Origin of the sequence: Hymenobacter sp. BT188, assembly GCF_014333585.1 — a bacterium.
In the GTDB taxonomy this organism is placed as follows: Bacteria; Bacteroidota; Bacteroidia; order Cytophagales; family Hymenobacteraceae; genus Hymenobacter.
Genome location: NZ_JACSCW010000002.1, coordinates 230,643 through 247,233 on the forward strand (window position 1 = coordinate 230,643; position 16,591 = coordinate 247,233).

Sequence of the window (16,591 nt, forward strand, 5' to 3'; positions counted from 1 at the left end):
ACTATTTATCGGCCTACTAATCCATAAAAAAAGAAGCCCCTTGCGGAGCCTCTTTTTTATGAAAAATATACCAAATAAAGATAAAGAATAAGCTTAGTAGTCGGTGTTTTGGGGGTCAAAGTTTGTCCAGCCAGCCAGCCAGTTATCAGCCGAGTTGCCTGAGCCAGAGAACGCGCCGATGTAATCCACTTTCGTGAAGAAGGGGTCTGAAACCTTGGTATCGGTGAAGTTGGCAGGGGCAGCTGGTGCCGTGGCCGGACTCACCGTCACGATTGGAGAGGCGGTGCGGGGCAGGAAGCTGGGTGCCGTCAGATTGAAAGGGTTCAACAGCTGCACGTTGTCGGCGGTGGTATAGCGACGGTTGCCGTTAGCTTTCAACCACGTAAGCGGACCAACAGCCGAACCCCAGGCGGCTGAGTCAGAGCTCATGGCATTATTGGGCGTCAGATTGCTCGGACCGCCCGCTGGGCCAACATAAATAATGTCGCGCTGGCCCCGCACGGAGTTGGAGTTAGTAAGCGAGCCAGCTACTAAGTTGTTCTTGAAAACCAACTCATTAGCCGCAATACGAGCCGCCGTTACGCCATTATCAATCAGCACCCCAGTTGGGTAACCGATGATAACGGAGTTAAGAATACTAGTCGAAGTATTGCGGCGCAAATGGGCACCAGCCGTGTATTGGTTGCTGATATTGCCTATCCCATTAGGGTTTAGGAGAGGCCCAACGGCCGTAATATTTGAGAAAACCGGCGCAGTACGCGGCAGATTGTTGGAGGAGTTACCATCGTTGTCGGACTCAAACGCTTTCGAACCCGATTGGTCAGCCTGCAGCGGATCACGCAGGGATACCCCAAACTGCACTTTGCCTGAGTAACCAAAGTCGGTATCGAAGTCGTCATCAAAAGCGCGGTGCGACACCAGATACTTCGCGTTCACGGTGCCCCCAAACCATTCGAAAGAGTCATCGCCGTTGTAGCTGACCTGAATATGGTCGATGGTGGTGCCGCTGCCTACGCCGGCCAGGGTAATGCCATTTACTTCATTATTGGGCGAGAAGGCAATGCCACTGAACTCGATACGCACATACTGTAGCGTGCCGGAGTTGTCGGCAGCATTGGTGCCGCCGTAGCGGGTAGTAGGGCCACCCTCAATAATAGGGCGGTCTACGGGATTTACGGGCGCGTTGCCGGCAATAATAAGGCCTCCCCAGTCGCCATAGTTGCGCGAGCCTTTAGGCTGGTTAGAAGTAAATACAATTGGCTTTGCAGCTGTTCCTTTCGCCTCAATTTTGGCCCCCGGCTCAATAATTAGAGCACCTTTGGTGTCCTTGTCGCCTTTGATGATGGTGCCGGGCTCAATGGTGAGTGTGGCACCGTTGCGCACATATATGAATCCTTTGAGTAGATACTTATTTGTCGCGGTCCAGGTGGTGTTGGTAGTGATTTCGCCCTGCACATCCACCGTTTGGCCGGTGGGTGGGGTGACGGGAGGTGTAGTGCCACCAGTGCCGCCCGTGGGGGGCGGATTTGGGGCTGGCGTCGTGTTTTCCTTCTCGCAGGCTACCAGAGACAGCATCAGCGCTGCCGAGCAGGCCAGCGGGGTGATGCGTAATAGCTTTTTCTTACTCATACAAAAGGTGAATTGTTGGCTGATGGGAGTTAGATAAAGCGTTTGGGAGACTAGGGGAGGGGAGTGCGGGGCGCTTTGCCATCGAGGTTGAAGCGCAGGCCGACGGTGTAGTAAGTGCCGCGGCGGTAGCTGCTCAGGGAAGGATCGGCGTCTACCTCATACTTCTTGTCGCGGTTGAAATCCTGGAGCAGGTTCACGCGCTGATTGAACACGTCCTGAATACCAGCGTTAAGAGACCAGTTTTTGGAGATGGCCTTCGTAAGCGTGAGGTCCACGGTGTGGCGCGGCATCTCCACAACATCGGGGTACTGGTCGCTGCCAGCAAACAGGATGCGGGGGCCAAATACGTTGTAGAGGGCGGCTAGCTGCCAAGTGTTATCCGTCGTTTGGTAATACAGACCCGTATTCACCACATAAGGCGACTGACCTTGCAACGCCCGTTTGCGGTCCCAGGCAACTACGTCGGGGCCTAGTTTTACTTCGCTTTTGATCAGCGAGGCATTGAAGACCGCCGTCAGATTAGAGAAGGCATCTGTACTGAAAGCCTCATCTAGGAAGTTCAGATTCTTCTTGATGTCTAGCTCCAGGCCGTAGGCATAAGCACTGGGCGCATTAGCAAAGGAGTAGGCTAGGTTGGATGTAGCGACGACAATGTTCTCAATCGGATTGCGGAAGTTCTTATAAAAGGCCCCCACGTGAATTAGCTCCCCATCGGAAGGGTAAAACTCATAGCGCAGGTCCATGTTGTCGATAGTAGCGACCTTCAGGGGGCTTTCGGGGCTCAGATACAACGACCCGTAGTTGAGCACGTTAAAATCGAAATCGTAGTAGAAGAACGGCGCCGACTCTCGAAATTCCGGCCGGTTCAGGCTACGACCGTAGGAGGTGCGCACCAGGCTAGTTTCCGAAAAATTATAGCTCAGATTGGCCGAAGGCAGCAAGAAGTTGGTGGTGTAGTTCTGGTTTACCGGCTGCCCATTCAAACCAGTCTGAATTTTCTGCACGTTGCGTTCAAACCGCGCGCCGGTCAGCAGCTTAATCTTGGGCGTCACCGGCACATTCACCGATAAGTAGCCAGCTTCGAGTTCATTGCTGGCTCCATACTGATAGGTGGAGTTGATGTCTTCATCAACCCTGAAACCGCCTGATGCGATGTTCTGGGGGGCAAATATGTTCCCGATGTTTTGGTTGCGGATGGTCTGATCGGTGGCGGTGCTATTAAGTGAGTAGCCAAAAGCCCGCGCCTCAAAGTTCCGGTCGCGATACTCGAGGTATGTGCCCGCGCCCAACTCCACTTCCCGCTCGCCAACCGTCAGCTTGTGCTTGCCGTTGACGTTGATGGTGTAGATATCTTCGTTTAGCTTCTGAAACAAACGGCCCGCGTTATTCACGTCAACCTGGCCAGCGGCCGGCGTAAGTACCGTTTCAAGTGGAGCTTTGCCTTCCGTCGATTCAGCCGGCTGAACAGAGTAAGCTACCCGACGCAAATCGGGCTCGTTGCGGCTGGAATAACCGTAGCCACCTACCCATTCGAGGCTAGTCTTTTCATCATTGAAGCTATGCGTGCCTGCCAGTTGGCCCGTGTAAGTGGTGCGGCCCTGATAGCCCATCGCGTAGCTTTTGCGTACCTGCGTGCCCTCATTATCGTAGCCGTCGCGGGTAGTGAGCTGGTTGCGGCCAAACTGGTTGAAGAGGTTTCGGAATTCCAGCTTGTCCCCGTTATCGAGCATTAAGCTAAAATTCTGGACTGCTCCTAAGCGGACATTATTAGTCGATTGATCATCGCGCAAACGATCCGTGCGTTCTCCGCTGGCATCGTACACATTCCGATCGATACTGTAGTTCGTGAACGTGTTAGAATAGTTAAGCGAGGAAATGCTACCGATTTCTAAACCACCTATGTTAATCTGATCAAGGTAGGAGGCGTTGAAGCGCACATCGGGCATCGCCTGGGTTTTAAAGATCGGGAAGGTGTTGTCCAGCTGCTTCGCATAGAAGTCACGCTCGTACTGCTGATACGCCGAACCCAGCACCGGGAAGCCCCCCGGCAACTCCCGCTGCCAAGCGCCAAAGCCTAGCCAGTCGGTGTTGCTGCCCTTATCGGTATAAAAGGTGTTGCCGGTAGTGCCGTTGCGGTAACCGCCGGAGTAGTTCACCGTAAGCAGGCGCTCATTAAGCACCGGCTTGCGCAAATACACCTTCACCAAGCCGCCTGCAAAGTCACCTGGCAGTTCGGGTGAAGGGTCTTTAAATACCAGCACCCGATCGAGTAGAGCACTCGGTACAATGTCGAAGGAGAATGATTTCTTGTCCGTCTCAGAGCTGGGCGCGGTTACATCATTCAGCCAAACCGAATTATAACGCTCGCTTAGGCCTCGTACCTGAATAAAGCGGTTATCAACTATGGTCACGCCCGGAATGCGCCGTACCACTTCGGCAGCATCCCGGTCTTGGGTTTTTACAATTTGCTCCGATGATATACCGCTTACTACCTGCGTGGCCTCCCGGATTTCAGAAATAACAGATACTTCCGTATTGGTGCGCCGCACACCTCGCACAACTACTTCCCCCAGCTGCTTGGTGTCCTCTTCCAGGGTCGAGTTAACAGTAGCCGTTTCGCCCGATTTCACTACTACTTGCGGTATTTCGCGGTTTTTGTAGGAAACGGAAGTAATAATGACTGTGTAGGTACCAGCGGGAACGTTCGAGAGAATGAAGCTGCCATCTACATTGGTTTGCTCTGCCAGTGTGGTACCCGCCAGTCGAACTGTCCCGCCAATAATCCCTTCCTGGGTAGTAGCGTCCTTAATCGTGCCTTTTAAAATACCGTTTTGGGCCAACCCTACAGTAAGGGTAAAAACGGTAAAGAATAGGGCTAGAAAAGCCTTTTTTGAGCGGATGTTTCCCATATCGAGCACAAAAGTACTGGGGTGCTATTAGCTCAATATTTCCTAGGTGTTATGTAATCGTTAACCGCCCAGCAACCACTCCTATTTCATTCGGAAAGCCGTTTTAGTTACTCGTTGTTATTATATATCAGCAATGTGCTAACTTAATAAGTGCTTTTATTTTTGAAGTATAGCCCAGAAAGACAAGGAATTACTCATGTCAACTGGGACACTGTTGGCTAGTTAGGCATCAATAGTGAGTTCTTTACATTTGTAGAGGTTCATCTTCTTTTCCTGACTCGCTTTTTATGCTTCAATCCATGACCGGTTACGGTATCGCGCACCGCGAAACCGACCGTTACTCAGCCACTGTTGAAATCAAATCACTCAACTCCAAAACTCTGGATCTGAGCCTGCGTTTACCTCGCTTTCTGCAGGACCGAGAATTAGAAATTCGAAATCTGGTAACCAAAAGTCTGGTGCGAGGCAAGGTGAATCTGAACTTCGACTTTACGCGCCCCACTGCTGCTCGCACCACTTCTAATGTAAGTCGGCCAGCATTGATGGCGGCATTTGAAGAGTTAAAAACTGTGGCTCAGGAATTAGGCATTAACCCTGGTGAGGAGACACTTTTGGCAGCTTTGCGTTTCCCCGGCGTAATACTGTCGGCTAGTGAGATGCAGACTGAGCCAGAGGAGGAAGTTGCCTGGGATGAGTTGTTGCCCTTGGTGCATGAGGCACTGGAGCATCTAAACCAGTTTCGCCACAATGAGGGGCAGGCGCTAACTATCGAAATAGTCAGTTACGTCGATCGTATCCGTATCCTGCTCGCCGACATAGACCGACACGATCCTACGCGCATCGAAAACGTGCGCCTGCGCTTACAAGCTCATCTTGGCGAGCTAACTAAACACGAGCAGTTTAACACCATCCGCTTTGAGCAGGAGATACTCCATTATATAGAGAAGCTGGATATTGCTGAAGAAAAAGTGCGACTCATCAGCCACCTACATTACTTCACTGAAACAGTTTACTTGCCCGAACTCAGCGGTAAAAAGTTGGCATTTATTGCACAGGAAATGGGCCGCGAAATAAACACAATCGGCTCCAAGGCCAATGACTCAATAGTGCAGCATCTAGTGGTCAGCATGAAGGAAGAGCTTGAAAAAATTAAGGAGCAGATCAATAACATTCTTTAATCTATTGAACACTTTTTATTAACCAAAATGCAGCATATGGTACTTTTATGATATTAATTAGTATATAACTTTATAAAGAATTTAATGAATTATCATTCTTGTTTTCAATTAACGCAAAAAAAGTTATTAACTGTCAAATCATTGTTTATAGTTTGTTTTCTTAGATTTGATGCTCAAATAAGTTATAATTAAGAGGCAGTAATAATTATTTTTCCATGATATGCTTGCGTCTTCATAAATGGTTCGTAAATTGTGTTATCCAAACAGAGCTACTTCTGCTTTCACGGATAAATGCTCTATTTTGAGTTTCACATTTTTTCGGTTCAAGGCTATGAGAAAAGTCTTACTATTACCTGTTCTGTGCCTCTTCCTGCTTCTGACGGCAGCCCGGCCAGCCGCTGAAGTTGAGCTAATCAAGAAGCGTGTATTAAGCGAGCGAGTTGAGATCCTGATTCCGAAAGGATTTGAGGTGATGAGCGAGCAGCAGATGGAGTTCAACTACGCAAAATCGCAGAGCCGGCCGAGCATGATCTTCACTAACAGCAAGGAAGCCAGCTTAGCCTTCAACTACACCGACAATGCTGCCGATCAGGATATGATCGACATGTACGCGGCTACGTTCTATAAAACCTATACGAAGCAGTTTAAAGACGCTAAGTGGTTTGAGAACGGCGTAAAGGAAATCAACGGCCGCAAGGTTGGTTACATGGAGCTGATGAAGCCCGAGCTAGGCCACGAGGTGTACACGCTGATTTTTTTCACCGATGTTGAAGACAAACTGCTTATGTGCACCTTCACCTGCGCCGACCGTCAGAAGCCAGAGTGGGAAGCCGTAGCCAAGCAGATTATGGCTTCCGTTAAGACTAACTAGTACGCCCTTTCGGCTTACTTATAAAAACGCTTCAACTCGGCTGGATTCACACTATGTGAGTTCAGCCGAGTTGAAGCGTTTTTAGCTTTAACAGCGGTTGCCATGAATAGGTCCTTCTTACTATAGAACGCTAGCCTCTTATATCCGACCTAGATAGGAAGTGTGATTCAATGCTACCTTGGCTCCCATTCACTTATCACGGAGCTTTGCAGCTATTTCGCGGGCGTAGCTCCCAGGCTATTCAAGAATGCGCTTACCAAACCAAAAACGCCAGTAAAAGCCGTAAGCGGGAGCGTTTCAGCACGGTCCTGTACATCATGGTAGGCCTTGATGCCACCGCGTGTGTACAGAAAGAAGGCCGGTACCCCACGCTCTGAAAAAGGAAAATGGTCGGAGTTGGCCGCGCGTCCCCTAGCTGCGATGTCAGAGACGAAGTGGTGCTTTTCGTTGAGGCTAGTTAGCAATTGATACGCATTGGGTAGCAGACGGCCGTTCACTACCGTCAGGCCTTCATCACCGGTGCCTAGTAAGTCGAGGTTGACTAGAAACTTGATTTGCGTGAGTGGCACCAAAGGATGCTCTACAAAATAGCGGGAACCTACTAGTCCGGCTTCCTCTGCCCCAAACGCAATAAATACCACGGAGTATGCGGGCCGATTGGCTGGTTGCGTATAGTAAGCAGCTAGCTCCAAAAGCATAGCTGTGCCGCTGGCATTGTCATTGGCGCCCGGAAAGTAGGCTTGCTTGCCCATGCGCCCTAAGTGGTCGTAGTGAGCAGTAACGATGAGAAACGAGTCGGGCTGAGTGTGGCCAGGTACATAGCCAACCACGTTTTGGCTGCGGTAGTCGCGCTGGAGGCGAGCATCTACTTGAACCGTGGCCTGGGGGGCTTTTTTAGGCCAACGGTCAGCCAGGACAAGCAGGTGAGGCTGTGATTCCTGCAAGGTGGCCAGTGAGGCTGTAAGCTTAGAAACCAGTGTCAGGCGGGCCGCGGCCTGGTTGAGATGTTGGGTGAAGGCGTCGGGGAGAGTGCGCAGGCGGTCAGCATCGCGCTGGCGAAGTACTACAATTTTGCCCCCCGGACTCTGCTCCAGCCAACGTTGCCCGGCGGTTTCATTGGTAAAGATGAGCGTATCTAAAACCAGAACGGACCCCGACACGCGACCTCCGCCTGAAGTGGGCTCGGCAATAAAATCGACCCCGGGTCGTAGATTTTGCCCCCCAGCCTGAAGCCGTAAGTCTCCGGGGAAGGTATTAATGTCGAGGGGAAAGGGCTGCGTAAAGTCAGGTGCTAATGGCTGAAGCTTGAGCTGCCTGAAGCGCTGGCGCAAGTAGTTGGCTGCCTTCTGGTCGCCTTGTCGCACATAGCCTCGTCCATGCATAGCGGGCGCCGTGAGGTTGCGGATATTCTGGCGAACACGCTCCATATCCTGCGCAGATACTGGTGCTGATAGGCTCAACCATAAAATTCCCAGCAACCCTACTGGCCGCAACGCCGCAAAAAATAGATGAGTGGTCAGTCGACGGGTAGCCAGCATAGTCTGCGCTTAAAAAATGCTTGGTTAACGCAATAGGTCCTTTGCCTTTTTGGTGCTGATTGTCGAATAGGAAAAGGATAAGTAGCGAATTCCTATTTAATCCACCGACTAGCTATCTGCGCAAAAAAGCCCCCAAGCAGTGCCCCAATGCCGTCACTGAGCAAATCCGACCACTCGCCGTGACGACCAAGGTTCATGCTGGATTGCAGAATCTCAATCAAACCGCCAAACAGCGTGCTTCCGATAATGACAAAGGTCATAGCCATAGCACGCAGCCCTGGAAAGCGACTTTGCCGTCGTAGCGAGAAAAAGGTGAGCACCGCCAATACCGCAAATACGAACGCGTGGGCAGCCGTGTCGAAGGAGAGCAGCTCCCAACTCGGCGTGACCGGCATATCCTTACTCGGGGTGAGGGTCAGGAGTAAAATGAATGCCGCCCACGTCCCCGGTAGGGCCACATAGGCCCGGCGCGGAGATGTAGGCGGCGCTGAAGTAGACACTGCCAATGCAAAAATAAATTAAGCGCCTACAAGCTCACCGTACGCTTCAGCGGTCAGCAGCGCTTCTACTTCGGCGGGGTTAGCAACAGATATTTTAATAATCCAGCCGTCACCGTAAGGGTCAGAGTTAACGGTTTCGGGGCTGCCATCGAGGCGGCTGTTTATTTCCAATACGGTACCCGAAATAGGGCTAAATAGGTCGGAAACCGTTTTTACGGCTTCTACTGTTCCAAACACCTCGTTTTGTGCTACCTCTTTGTCGAGGGTGTCAATGTCCACGTACACGATATCGCCAAGTTCTTTTTGGGCGTGATCGGTGATGCCAATGTAGGCTACGTCGCCTTCTATGCGCACCCACTCGTGCTCTTTGGTGTACTTCAGATTTTCGGGAAGATTCATAGGGGACAAAATTGAAGAGGTAGAGACGGCAAAAGTAAGAGTTAAATGGTCAAATGGCCAGAATGGTTTTTCGTGCTAATCTGTTGTGTTCATGTGGGCCATTTAAAGCTTCAATTCTCAATAGACTATTGCCCCAGGCTGTAGCGCAATTGGATACCGCCCTCGGTAGACGACGTTTTGAAGGCATTCTCTACCCGCGGATCTGAGATGTTGCGCGTAAAGAAGAACTGCAGATTCAGACGCTGATTGAGCACATAATCAATAGTAGGGCGAAGCTGCACCTGCCGGTTGCCATTCGTAGTCAAGCTAACCGGGCGACCCAAGCTAGGGGGCTGACCAGAACTAGGGTCAACCACATCCAGAATAGTACGCTGAATGGTGGTGTTTTCGCGAATGGAAAGGTCGAGGCGGGCGGTCAACTCATTGTTGAGTACGCGCTGATTATTACCCGATCCAAAGGGCAGCTTAAGCCCATTCGTGACGTAGCCAAAACCAATTACCAACTCTTGCGTGTGCAGTTCTGTGATTTGCGCATTGGTCGTATTCAAACCAATATCACGCTCGGTGCGGTATTCCACCCGGCCCGTAACCTTCTCCAAGGTCTGGAAATCGACGCCAATCAGAGGGCTCAGTCGCTCAGCGATTGTTACTTGCCCAATGACGTAGTATGGAATGAACTGCTCCAGCCTGTTGATTTCAGTTGATAAATCTTCGGGCTCAAGTTTATTCTGGTATTGGCTGGCTGTGCCGTAACTGCCTACGCTATAGATCGAACTATAAGCATGGCGCAGGGTAACGGAGCGGAAATAACGCTTCACGAAAGGCAACTCGGCCAACCCATTGTAGTCGATGCGCCAGTTGGGAATCGGTATTTTGAGGAAAGGAGTGAACTTCCCATCATTCGTATTACTCGATGACTTGCCACGATAAGCATCCAGGAAAGCAGGCAAAAGCACGTCTTGCGAATTGTAGCCGTATGTGCCTTCGTTAGTATTAGCCGCCGTTAGCCGCTGCTGAATCGGCCCCCGGTTCTCTACAAATCGGTTAAAGGCTTTTGAAATAGTGCCATTAGCCGTCCGGTCGCCGAAGAAGGTTTGAATCGAAACAATGGACGTGCTGAAAGAGCCCGTGCCCAAGCGCTGGCGGCGTGCTAGCTCACCCGTGAAGTTGCCGTTGGTATCCTGAAGGGGCAACAGCGACACTGAGTCCACAGCCAAGCGGTAGAAGACATCTTCATTCTGTACTCTCTGCCAACGGGCATCCAAGCGAATGTTGAAGTCGCGGAAAGGCTCCAGCGCAGTCTGTACGGTGATGTTATCAGTTCGTAGCGAGCTGAGTGGCGTATTTAACAGGTCGCTACGCTGGGTATACCAGCCACGACTAGCCGCCCGGTCATAAAGCGCATCAAGGTCGTACTGACGGCCAAGCAGGAACGGTACACCGGGCGCATCAAAGTCACTGTTCAAGCCAAAAAACTTGGTTCGGGGCAGGTAGCCTGGCAGTAAGGTGCCGTTGCTGAGCGTGTAAGTAAAGTTGATAGAGCGAGCAGTCATCAAGGAGCGTAACACTGCCTTCAGGAAGCGCAGCTCAGGCCCTTTGGCCGAATCGGCGGGGGCCGGAACGGCGCCATTGGCCTGCTGGGGGGCTTTTTGGGCGGCAGCGCGGGCCGTTGGCGGCGGCGCATTATTAATGATATTAAGGAAGCGCACTTTGTTGTACAGCTTCACCAAATCGATGCGGCCGTTGGCGCTAAAGGCACCGTTGTTTTGAATGGTATTGCCCAAGTTGAGCGGGACGGTTGTTTCATCATTGGGGTCGGCTGGGTTTACTGGCGCCCGCAACGCAGTAGAAGCCGCCTGCCACGTGTAGTTAGCCTCGTAGCGCGTATCAGCGGTCAACCAGTCGGTAAGCGGGAACTTGTCTAGCGGCAGTCGGTAGGTTAGGGCAATGGTCTGGTTGAAGTTAGTGGTGCGGCCTCCTCTCTCAAACAGGTTTCGGCGAAGCAGCTCCCGGTTGCGTTTAGCCTCGGGGCTTTCGCCCAGTACACGGCCCGGACCTTCATCAATTACTCCGCGGTTGGTGGCGGTATAATCCAGAATAAGACTTTTGGTCAAATCCCATTTCAGGTCGTAGATCCGGTTAAAGAAGAAGCTTTTCAGGAATACACCCGGAATCCCCTCCGTGGTTGGCACCTGACCAGGGATGAGCGTACGTTGGAGGAAACGCTCATTATACCGTCTGTCCAGATCAGCGCGGAAGGCAAAGCGGCTGGGAGTCGGCGTGAAATTCAGTTCCTGAAAAATCTTCAGATACGGTGAGTCCAGCGCTTTGATGTTGGCCAGTGGGGTGTAATTCCGGGGCGTTGTCTGGTAGATGTAGGCCAGCGCGCCATTATAGGTGCGCGTAAAGTCGCGGTCCGTTACAATGTCGGTGTGGCGGCGCTCCGTGAGCGAATAGCTCAGGGCCAGATTCTCAACATCGTAGGGGCGCACCTTGCGCTCGGTGTTGGTGCGCTCTTTCCGCACATTGAGCACGCTGATACTTTTGCTGCTGGTTTGGTCGATTACCTCTCTGCGGTAGTCCGAGCGCTGTTCCGCATTCTCAAACTTTTGGAGCGACTGCGTTAGCTCCGTATCTGGGTCGAGCGGGTCAAACTTGGGTACGCGGCTTTCGGTCCCGGCCTGCAACAGTACAGGCACACGCAAAGCCAGCTTTTCCGGGAAGAACTTCTCGGCCGCGATTGTCGCGTTCAAATCGCCGCGGCTAATGTTGTCCAAAGAGCGTTGGCTGGGCCGGTCCTGCAAGCCACCAAAGCCCACCGATGTGAAGCTGCCCGTAGCCGTGATATTAGCCAGATCGGCCAGCTTGGTATTGAAGCGAGCAGTAGCGGCGTAGCCCGACTCACGGTCGAAGTCAAATACGCGGAATTCATCGGCCCATAAGCAGACAGACTTAGGAGCATTGTCGTCGGTGGGGTTCAGAATACCAATCATTGCCCCCTGTACTGCACTGAAATCGGGGTTACCCACAATCGTAATTTGAGCCTCTACCCCGTTCTGACCAATGACAGTTTTTACAAACGGCACATTGAACGCCACGCCGGCCGCATTACGCTCCGCTTTGGCATCGATGAACTGCTGCAAAGAGATCTGAACCTCATTTTCTAAAGGCCAGATATCGCGCTGACCCGAGAGGCCGGGACGGGTTAATTTCAGGGGAACAGAGTATTCGTAGTAGTTCTGAGTATAGTCGGTGCCGATGCGGATAAAGCCGCGTACCTGACCATCCTGAATGCTTTGGTCCTGGCTTTCGGCGTGCAAGAACAAGCGCAGTTGCTTGTAGCGCAGCATATTGATGCTGATGTTCTTATACGCTGCCTTGCCATAGCCATCGCGCAGGCCTTCCACACACAAGCGTAAAGACTGCTCATTCTGCTGACGATTCACTGTGCTGGAGCCGTATTCGCGGTCACGCTCGATGCCGGGGGGCAAAACGTACGGAATCTGGTCGGCGCCCGCAGCCAGGCCGTTCTCTTCTAGGCTTACCGTAGAGATGTCAAAAGCATCGGCATCGGTATCCGTGTTGATATTCGGGCGGCCGGGCTCAGCAATGGTGGTCAGAAAACGGCGCCACTGGTTGGCTACAAATTGAAGCTGCACCAAGCGCAATACCGCGGGCTGCTGCCACTGGGTCATGTACATGCGCACAAAGCGGATGGATTTGAACCCAAACGGCTGCCCGTTCTGAGTGCCACGCACCGCCGAATACTGACGCACCGGCACCCGGAACTGATACCATGATACGTCGTTGCCGTTTCTTTGTGTAGTGATTTTGTCGATGATGTAGTTCTGGCCTACCGCTAACTGGCCCGGCTGGAGCCGAATGCGATACTCGTAGTAGCGCTCTTGGTCTGAAATAGCATTGTCGCGGTTAAGGTCTTCCTTGTCGGGGAAGGCGCTGGAGCTCTGCTGGGCGTCGCCGTTCGAGTTGCCCTCCATACCGTTGAAATTCTTGTAGCGACCCAGAATCTTTACGTCGCGGCCAGCCGAGTTGTAATAGCCATCGAGGTGATGGCGAAAGTTGTCGGCGGAGGGGTCAGCGAACTGAGAGTACACGCCTTGGAAGAATGTTTTCTCATCCGTATCGTTAAAACCATCCAGACCAATGTCCTGCAACTCGCGCCCGCCGGGAGCCGAGCTAAAGGCATCGGTAATAAACTGCTGGCGCGTTACCCGGCCCCAGATGCCCTGCTGCGCATCGGCATTCGTAATGCTGGCGCCATCAGGCAGGCCGTTCTCAAACTCGTGCCGTCCGTCCTTGAGCACATCTTCCGACACCGACCCTAGGTTCAGATACAAATCACCGCCTGTAGTGTTGTTCTGGGGGGCATTTTCGGAGTCGTTGATCTGTCCGTTGGGCCCAGCAATGAAAGGGTCCATCAGCCAAAACTCCAGATACTCTACGTTGGCGTTGTCGAAGTCCGTATCGAAGGTGATTTCCCGGCTGATACCACCATATCGCGCAGCATTGGCCGTTGGCGCTTGGTTAGCAAACTTGCGCTCATCGGTTGTTGATACTTCCGGCGTGTAGTTATATTGGCCCCGCTCGCCCGGATAATACGCCATGTCAAAGCTGAACTCGAAGCTGTTGCCGGTAGCACCTAAGTCGCGGTTGGGGAAAATCTCGCTCCGCTCAATACCACGCGTGTAGTGGTTACTCAGACTTGGGTCGTTGCTGGAAATGTTCTGCGGCTTGCTCTGCCCGCTCGTGTAATAGGTCTGATCAATAGTGTACCAAGCCAGCTTAGCCCGTCGGTATGCTGACGACAATCCATCCGGATTTGCCCCCTGCAAAGGCAGTGGCGTAGCAGCCAGACGCCAGGCAATGTTTCCATTAAGGCCACCTAGCGAATAAGGAGTGCGGGCCGTTTCGAAGTCGTCGATGTAGGAAACGCCGTTTTCGCCGCGGCCCAGCTGCGAGCGGCCCGGTACCAGTCGCGCAAACTCACCGCTGAATGCTACCGAAGAAGGCTCCTTCGTGGCTATCAGCGGCAGCATATCCAAGTACTTGGTGAGCACACGCGAGTCGCGGCGCATGTTCACGTCGAGGCCGTAGATGGTATTATTACCTGGTTCGTCGCCGATGCTGACGCGGTTGATTCCGGGTGCCTGATTTTCGCGCAGATGCAGCACCGTGGCACCAAAGTTTATATCTTGGTTCAGGCGATAATCGAAGCGGGCACCCACCAACCGGCGCGGCTGAATCTGCACTACAGCGTCTTTCTCAAATTCTACCCGCAGTTCGTTGGCAGAGTTCAGGTAGCTAGGATTGAGAATCTTGACCTTCGCCTGATCATAGAAAACCTGATAGTCGCGACCTTCTTCCAGCAAAGTGCTACCCGAGCGCACTCGCACCGAGCCCGGTGCTACCCGAATACCGGGCAAAGCAATTTCGTCGGTGGCCGTGGCTTGGAAGCGCCCTTTGAGAAAGAACTTATCCTTTACCTGCACCTGCTGGGCATCGCTTTGCACCTGCGTATACAATTCATTGTACACGTATTTCTCAATCAGGGCAGTCTCAGTAGGAGTGAACTGGGCTTGTAAATAACTGCCAAAGGGCTCTACCACTGGAAAGATGATCTTGCCTTGTTCCGGGTCGATGGTAATGCCGGAAATGAAGTCGAAGTTGCCGTCGGGATTCTGGTCGTTGTTGGGGTTTACGTTATCCAAGTTCAGCACCTCAATTAAAGGGCGGTTGGCAATCCGCTCACCTTCCTTCAGTGAAATCAAATCGACACCCGTCTGGTCATCTTTATAGATTACCTGAAGCTGAAAGTTGTCGCGGTTGAGCTGGCTGGCATTAAGAGGATAGACGTTTTTCATCATCAAATCCCAAGTAGGCAGGTTGCCGCTGACCAAGTTCGGATTGCTTGGATTCGCGGCCGGATTGGCTAAACCCACCCCGGGGTTGGTGGCCTTCAGCATTTTCAGGAAAATCACTTCATCCTGCCGAACGTTCGCGTAATCCTCTACCAACTCACCTACTTTGTATACCTCACCGTTATAAAGGTATTCGTATGACACGCCCAACACCTGCTCCGGCAGCAGCGCGGTATTTAGGCTTAAATAACCAAGTTGGGCATTAAACGTGTACTCGCGTGGGTCCAGTTTACGGGCCCTAACACGCTCAAAATCAACTGTTTTTTCCAGATTCAGGCCGGCCAGGAAGTTATCCACGGTTAGCTCGCCGCGGGCTTGGGCGCCGCCATTCGCTAGCGCGTTGAATTCACTGTTGGCGTTGTTCGTGGCAACTACACGCGGACTAGGGTTCTGAAACTGCTGTCGATACACGCGCGTCGGCTCAGCCAAGTCCATCAGCGTCACCACGTTGCGTAGGTTATCTGTGGTGCGGTTGTCGTTGGTCACGTACACCTCCAGGCGCCGGATCTCAATACCCGACTGTACCGTAGGCAAGTTGCGCAGCGCCGCATCGTAGCGCTCGCGGAAAAAATGCGACAGGAAAAAATGCCGGTCGCGTTCGTATTGGCTGGCCTTTAATTCAAATATGCGACTCTGGGCTCCATTTTGTACCCGTACTTCATCGGCAGTGCCACGCAGGGTACTGGCCACGGCCGTTATGCCCAACTTACCAAACTGTAGCTGGGTCTTGATACCGAACAAATTTTGCCCCCCCTGCACCAAGGAGTTATTCAACGGTAAGCTCACGTTGCCCAACTCCACCTTGCGGATAATATCGGTTTCGTAGCCCGTATAATCGAGCTTCATGTTGTTCTCGAAATCGAAGGCCGCTTTCGTGTCGTAGTTGAACGTGAGGCGCAGCTTTTCCCCGATTTGCCCCGTCACGTTGAGGTTCAGGTTCTGATCATATTCGAAGTCGCCTACGCGCTGCTGACGTAGCGTAAGCGCGGGGTTACGGTTGCGGTTGAAGCGTGCCCCAGCCCGCAAAGTCACGGCACCCTGGGGCTTGATATCCACGTAGCTGCCGCCAAAAATGCGGTCCGCAATAGGACCCAGGTAGATGCGCGGAATAAGGCGGCGCGAGCCCGTTACACTTTCCCCATCCAAGCCGGCCGAGCGTGTACGGAAATAGTCGCGTACCACTCGCTGCTGCTGATAGCGCGAGTATTCCTCAAAGCTGACGCGGGTCGGGTCACGAAAATCAATGTCAGACCCGATGCTCTCCCGGATATCATAGTTCTGAAGGCTGTCATCGGGTGTTACCTCCACATTCACGTTGGAAGGCAAATCCAGCAGTAGCGGCGACCGGCGGCGCTGGGGCGAAAGGGGAGAGCCGATCCGGTCCTGGGGGGCAATTTTGGGCCGCCGGCTAGAGCGGTAAATGCTCGTGTCGGGCAGAATGGTGCGCGGCGTATCAGGTACTATGGCCAAAGCCGACCGGCTAGCCACCGGCAACCAGCTCCAAAGCTGGCGCAGGGCAAACGGGTGGGCTCCGGTAGGTTCAGCCTGCGATAACCAAGTCAGCAATGAAGCGACAACGACTATAGAGGCGGCGAGAGACTTCTTACCGTGGGTCAAGGGAGACTAAA

General features: G+C 52.6%; 8 protein-coding genes. 2 read left to right on the forward strand and 6 right to left on the reverse strand.

Annotated elements, in window-relative coordinates; translation table 11 throughout:
• Positions 1 to 93 precede the first annotated feature (93 nt).
• Together H8B13_RS05065 and H8B13_RS05070 are read right to left on the reverse strand one after the other, a co-directional pair.
• Positions 94 to 1,629, reverse strand: a complete 1,536-nt coding sequence (locus tag H8B13_RS05065; RefSeq protein WP_187309758.1) for a hypothetical protein — start codon at positions 1,627 to 1,629, stop codon at positions 94 to 96.
• Between the two features lie 50 nt (positions 1,630 to 1,679).
• On the reverse strand, positions 1,680 to 4,538 hold the full coding sequence (locus H8B13_RS05070) for a TonB-dependent receptor (protein ID WP_187309759.1): 2,859 nt from the start codon (positions 4,536 to 4,538) through the stop codon (positions 1,680 to 1,682).
• Positions 4,539 to 4,825: 287 nt separating this feature from the next.
• Between H8B13_RS05070 and H8B13_RS05075 the strand changes: the two genes are divergently transcribed.
• On the forward strand, positions 4,826 to 5,716 hold the full coding sequence (locus tag H8B13_RS05075) for a YicC/YloC family endoribonuclease (RefSeq protein ID WP_187309760.1): 891 nt from the start codon (positions 4,826 to 4,828) through the stop codon (positions 5,714 to 5,716).
• A gap of 331 nt (positions 5,717 to 6,047) precedes the next feature.
• The gene (locus H8B13_RS05080; protein WP_187309761.1) at positions 6,048 to 6,587 is read left to right on the forward strand and encodes a hypothetical protein; all 540 of its coding nucleotides are present in this window, start codon (positions 6,048 to 6,050) and stop codon (positions 6,585 to 6,587) included.
• Between the two features lie 212 nt (positions 6,588 to 6,799).
• Here the strand turns inward: H8B13_RS05080 and H8B13_RS05085 are convergent, their stop codons facing one another.
• The 4 genes from H8B13_RS05085 to sprA all read right to left on the reverse strand — a co-directional run bounded on the left by H8B13_RS05085 (position 6,800) and on the right by sprA (position 16,580).
• The gene (locus H8B13_RS05085) at positions 6,800 to 8,125 is read right to left on the reverse strand and encodes a M28 family metallopeptidase (RefSeq protein ID WP_187309762.1); all 1,326 of its coding nucleotides are present in this window, start codon (positions 8,123 to 8,125) and stop codon (positions 6,800 to 6,802) included.
• A 92-nt stretch (positions 8,126 to 8,217) separates the two neighbouring features.
• On the reverse strand, positions 8,218 to 8,625 hold the full coding sequence (locus tag H8B13_RS05090; RefSeq protein ID WP_187309763.1) for a VanZ family protein: 408 nt from the start codon (positions 8,623 to 8,625) through the stop codon (positions 8,218 to 8,220).
• A gap of 18 nt (positions 8,626 to 8,643) precedes the next feature.
• Entirely contained in the window at positions 8,644 to 9,024 is a 381-nt protein-coding gene (gene gcvH / locus H8B13_RS05095) for a glycine cleavage system protein GcvH (protein WP_187309764.1), read from the reverse strand.
• A 125-nt stretch (positions 9,025 to 9,149) separates the two neighbouring features.
• A complete protein-coding gene (sprA, locus tag H8B13_RS05100) occupies positions 9,150 to 16,580 on the reverse strand; it encodes a cell surface protein SprA (protein ID WP_261990247.1) in 7,431 nt (2,476 codons plus the stop codon).
• Between the last annotated feature and the right edge of the window lie 11 nt (positions 16,581 to 16,591).

Excerpts from the sequence above, each read along its gene's own strand:
- H8B13_RS05085 (WP_187309762.1), bottom strand. The coding sequence starts at position 8,125 with ATGCTGGCTACCCGTCGACTGACCACTCATCTATTTTTTGCGGCGTTG.
- gcvH (WP_187309764.1), bottom strand. The coding sequence starts at position 9,024 with ATGAATCTTCCCGAAAATCTGAAGTACACCAAAGAGCACGAGTGGGTG.
- H8B13_RS05070 (WP_187309759.1), bottom strand. The coding sequence starts at position 4,538 with ATGGGAAACATCCGCTCAAAAAAGGCTTTTCTAGCCCTATTCTTTACC.
- H8B13_RS05065 (WP_187309758.1), bottom strand. The coding sequence starts at position 1,629 with ATGAGTAAGAAAAAGCTATTACGCATCACCCCGCTGGCCTGCTCGGCA.
- H8B13_RS05080 (WP_187309761.1), top strand. The coding sequence starts at position 6,048 with ATGAGAAAAGTCTTACTATTACCTGTTCTGTGCCTCTTCCTGCTTCTG.
- H8B13_RS05075 (WP_187309760.1), top strand. The coding sequence starts at position 4,826 with ATGCTTCAATCCATGACCGGTTACGGTATCGCGCACCGCGAAACCGAC.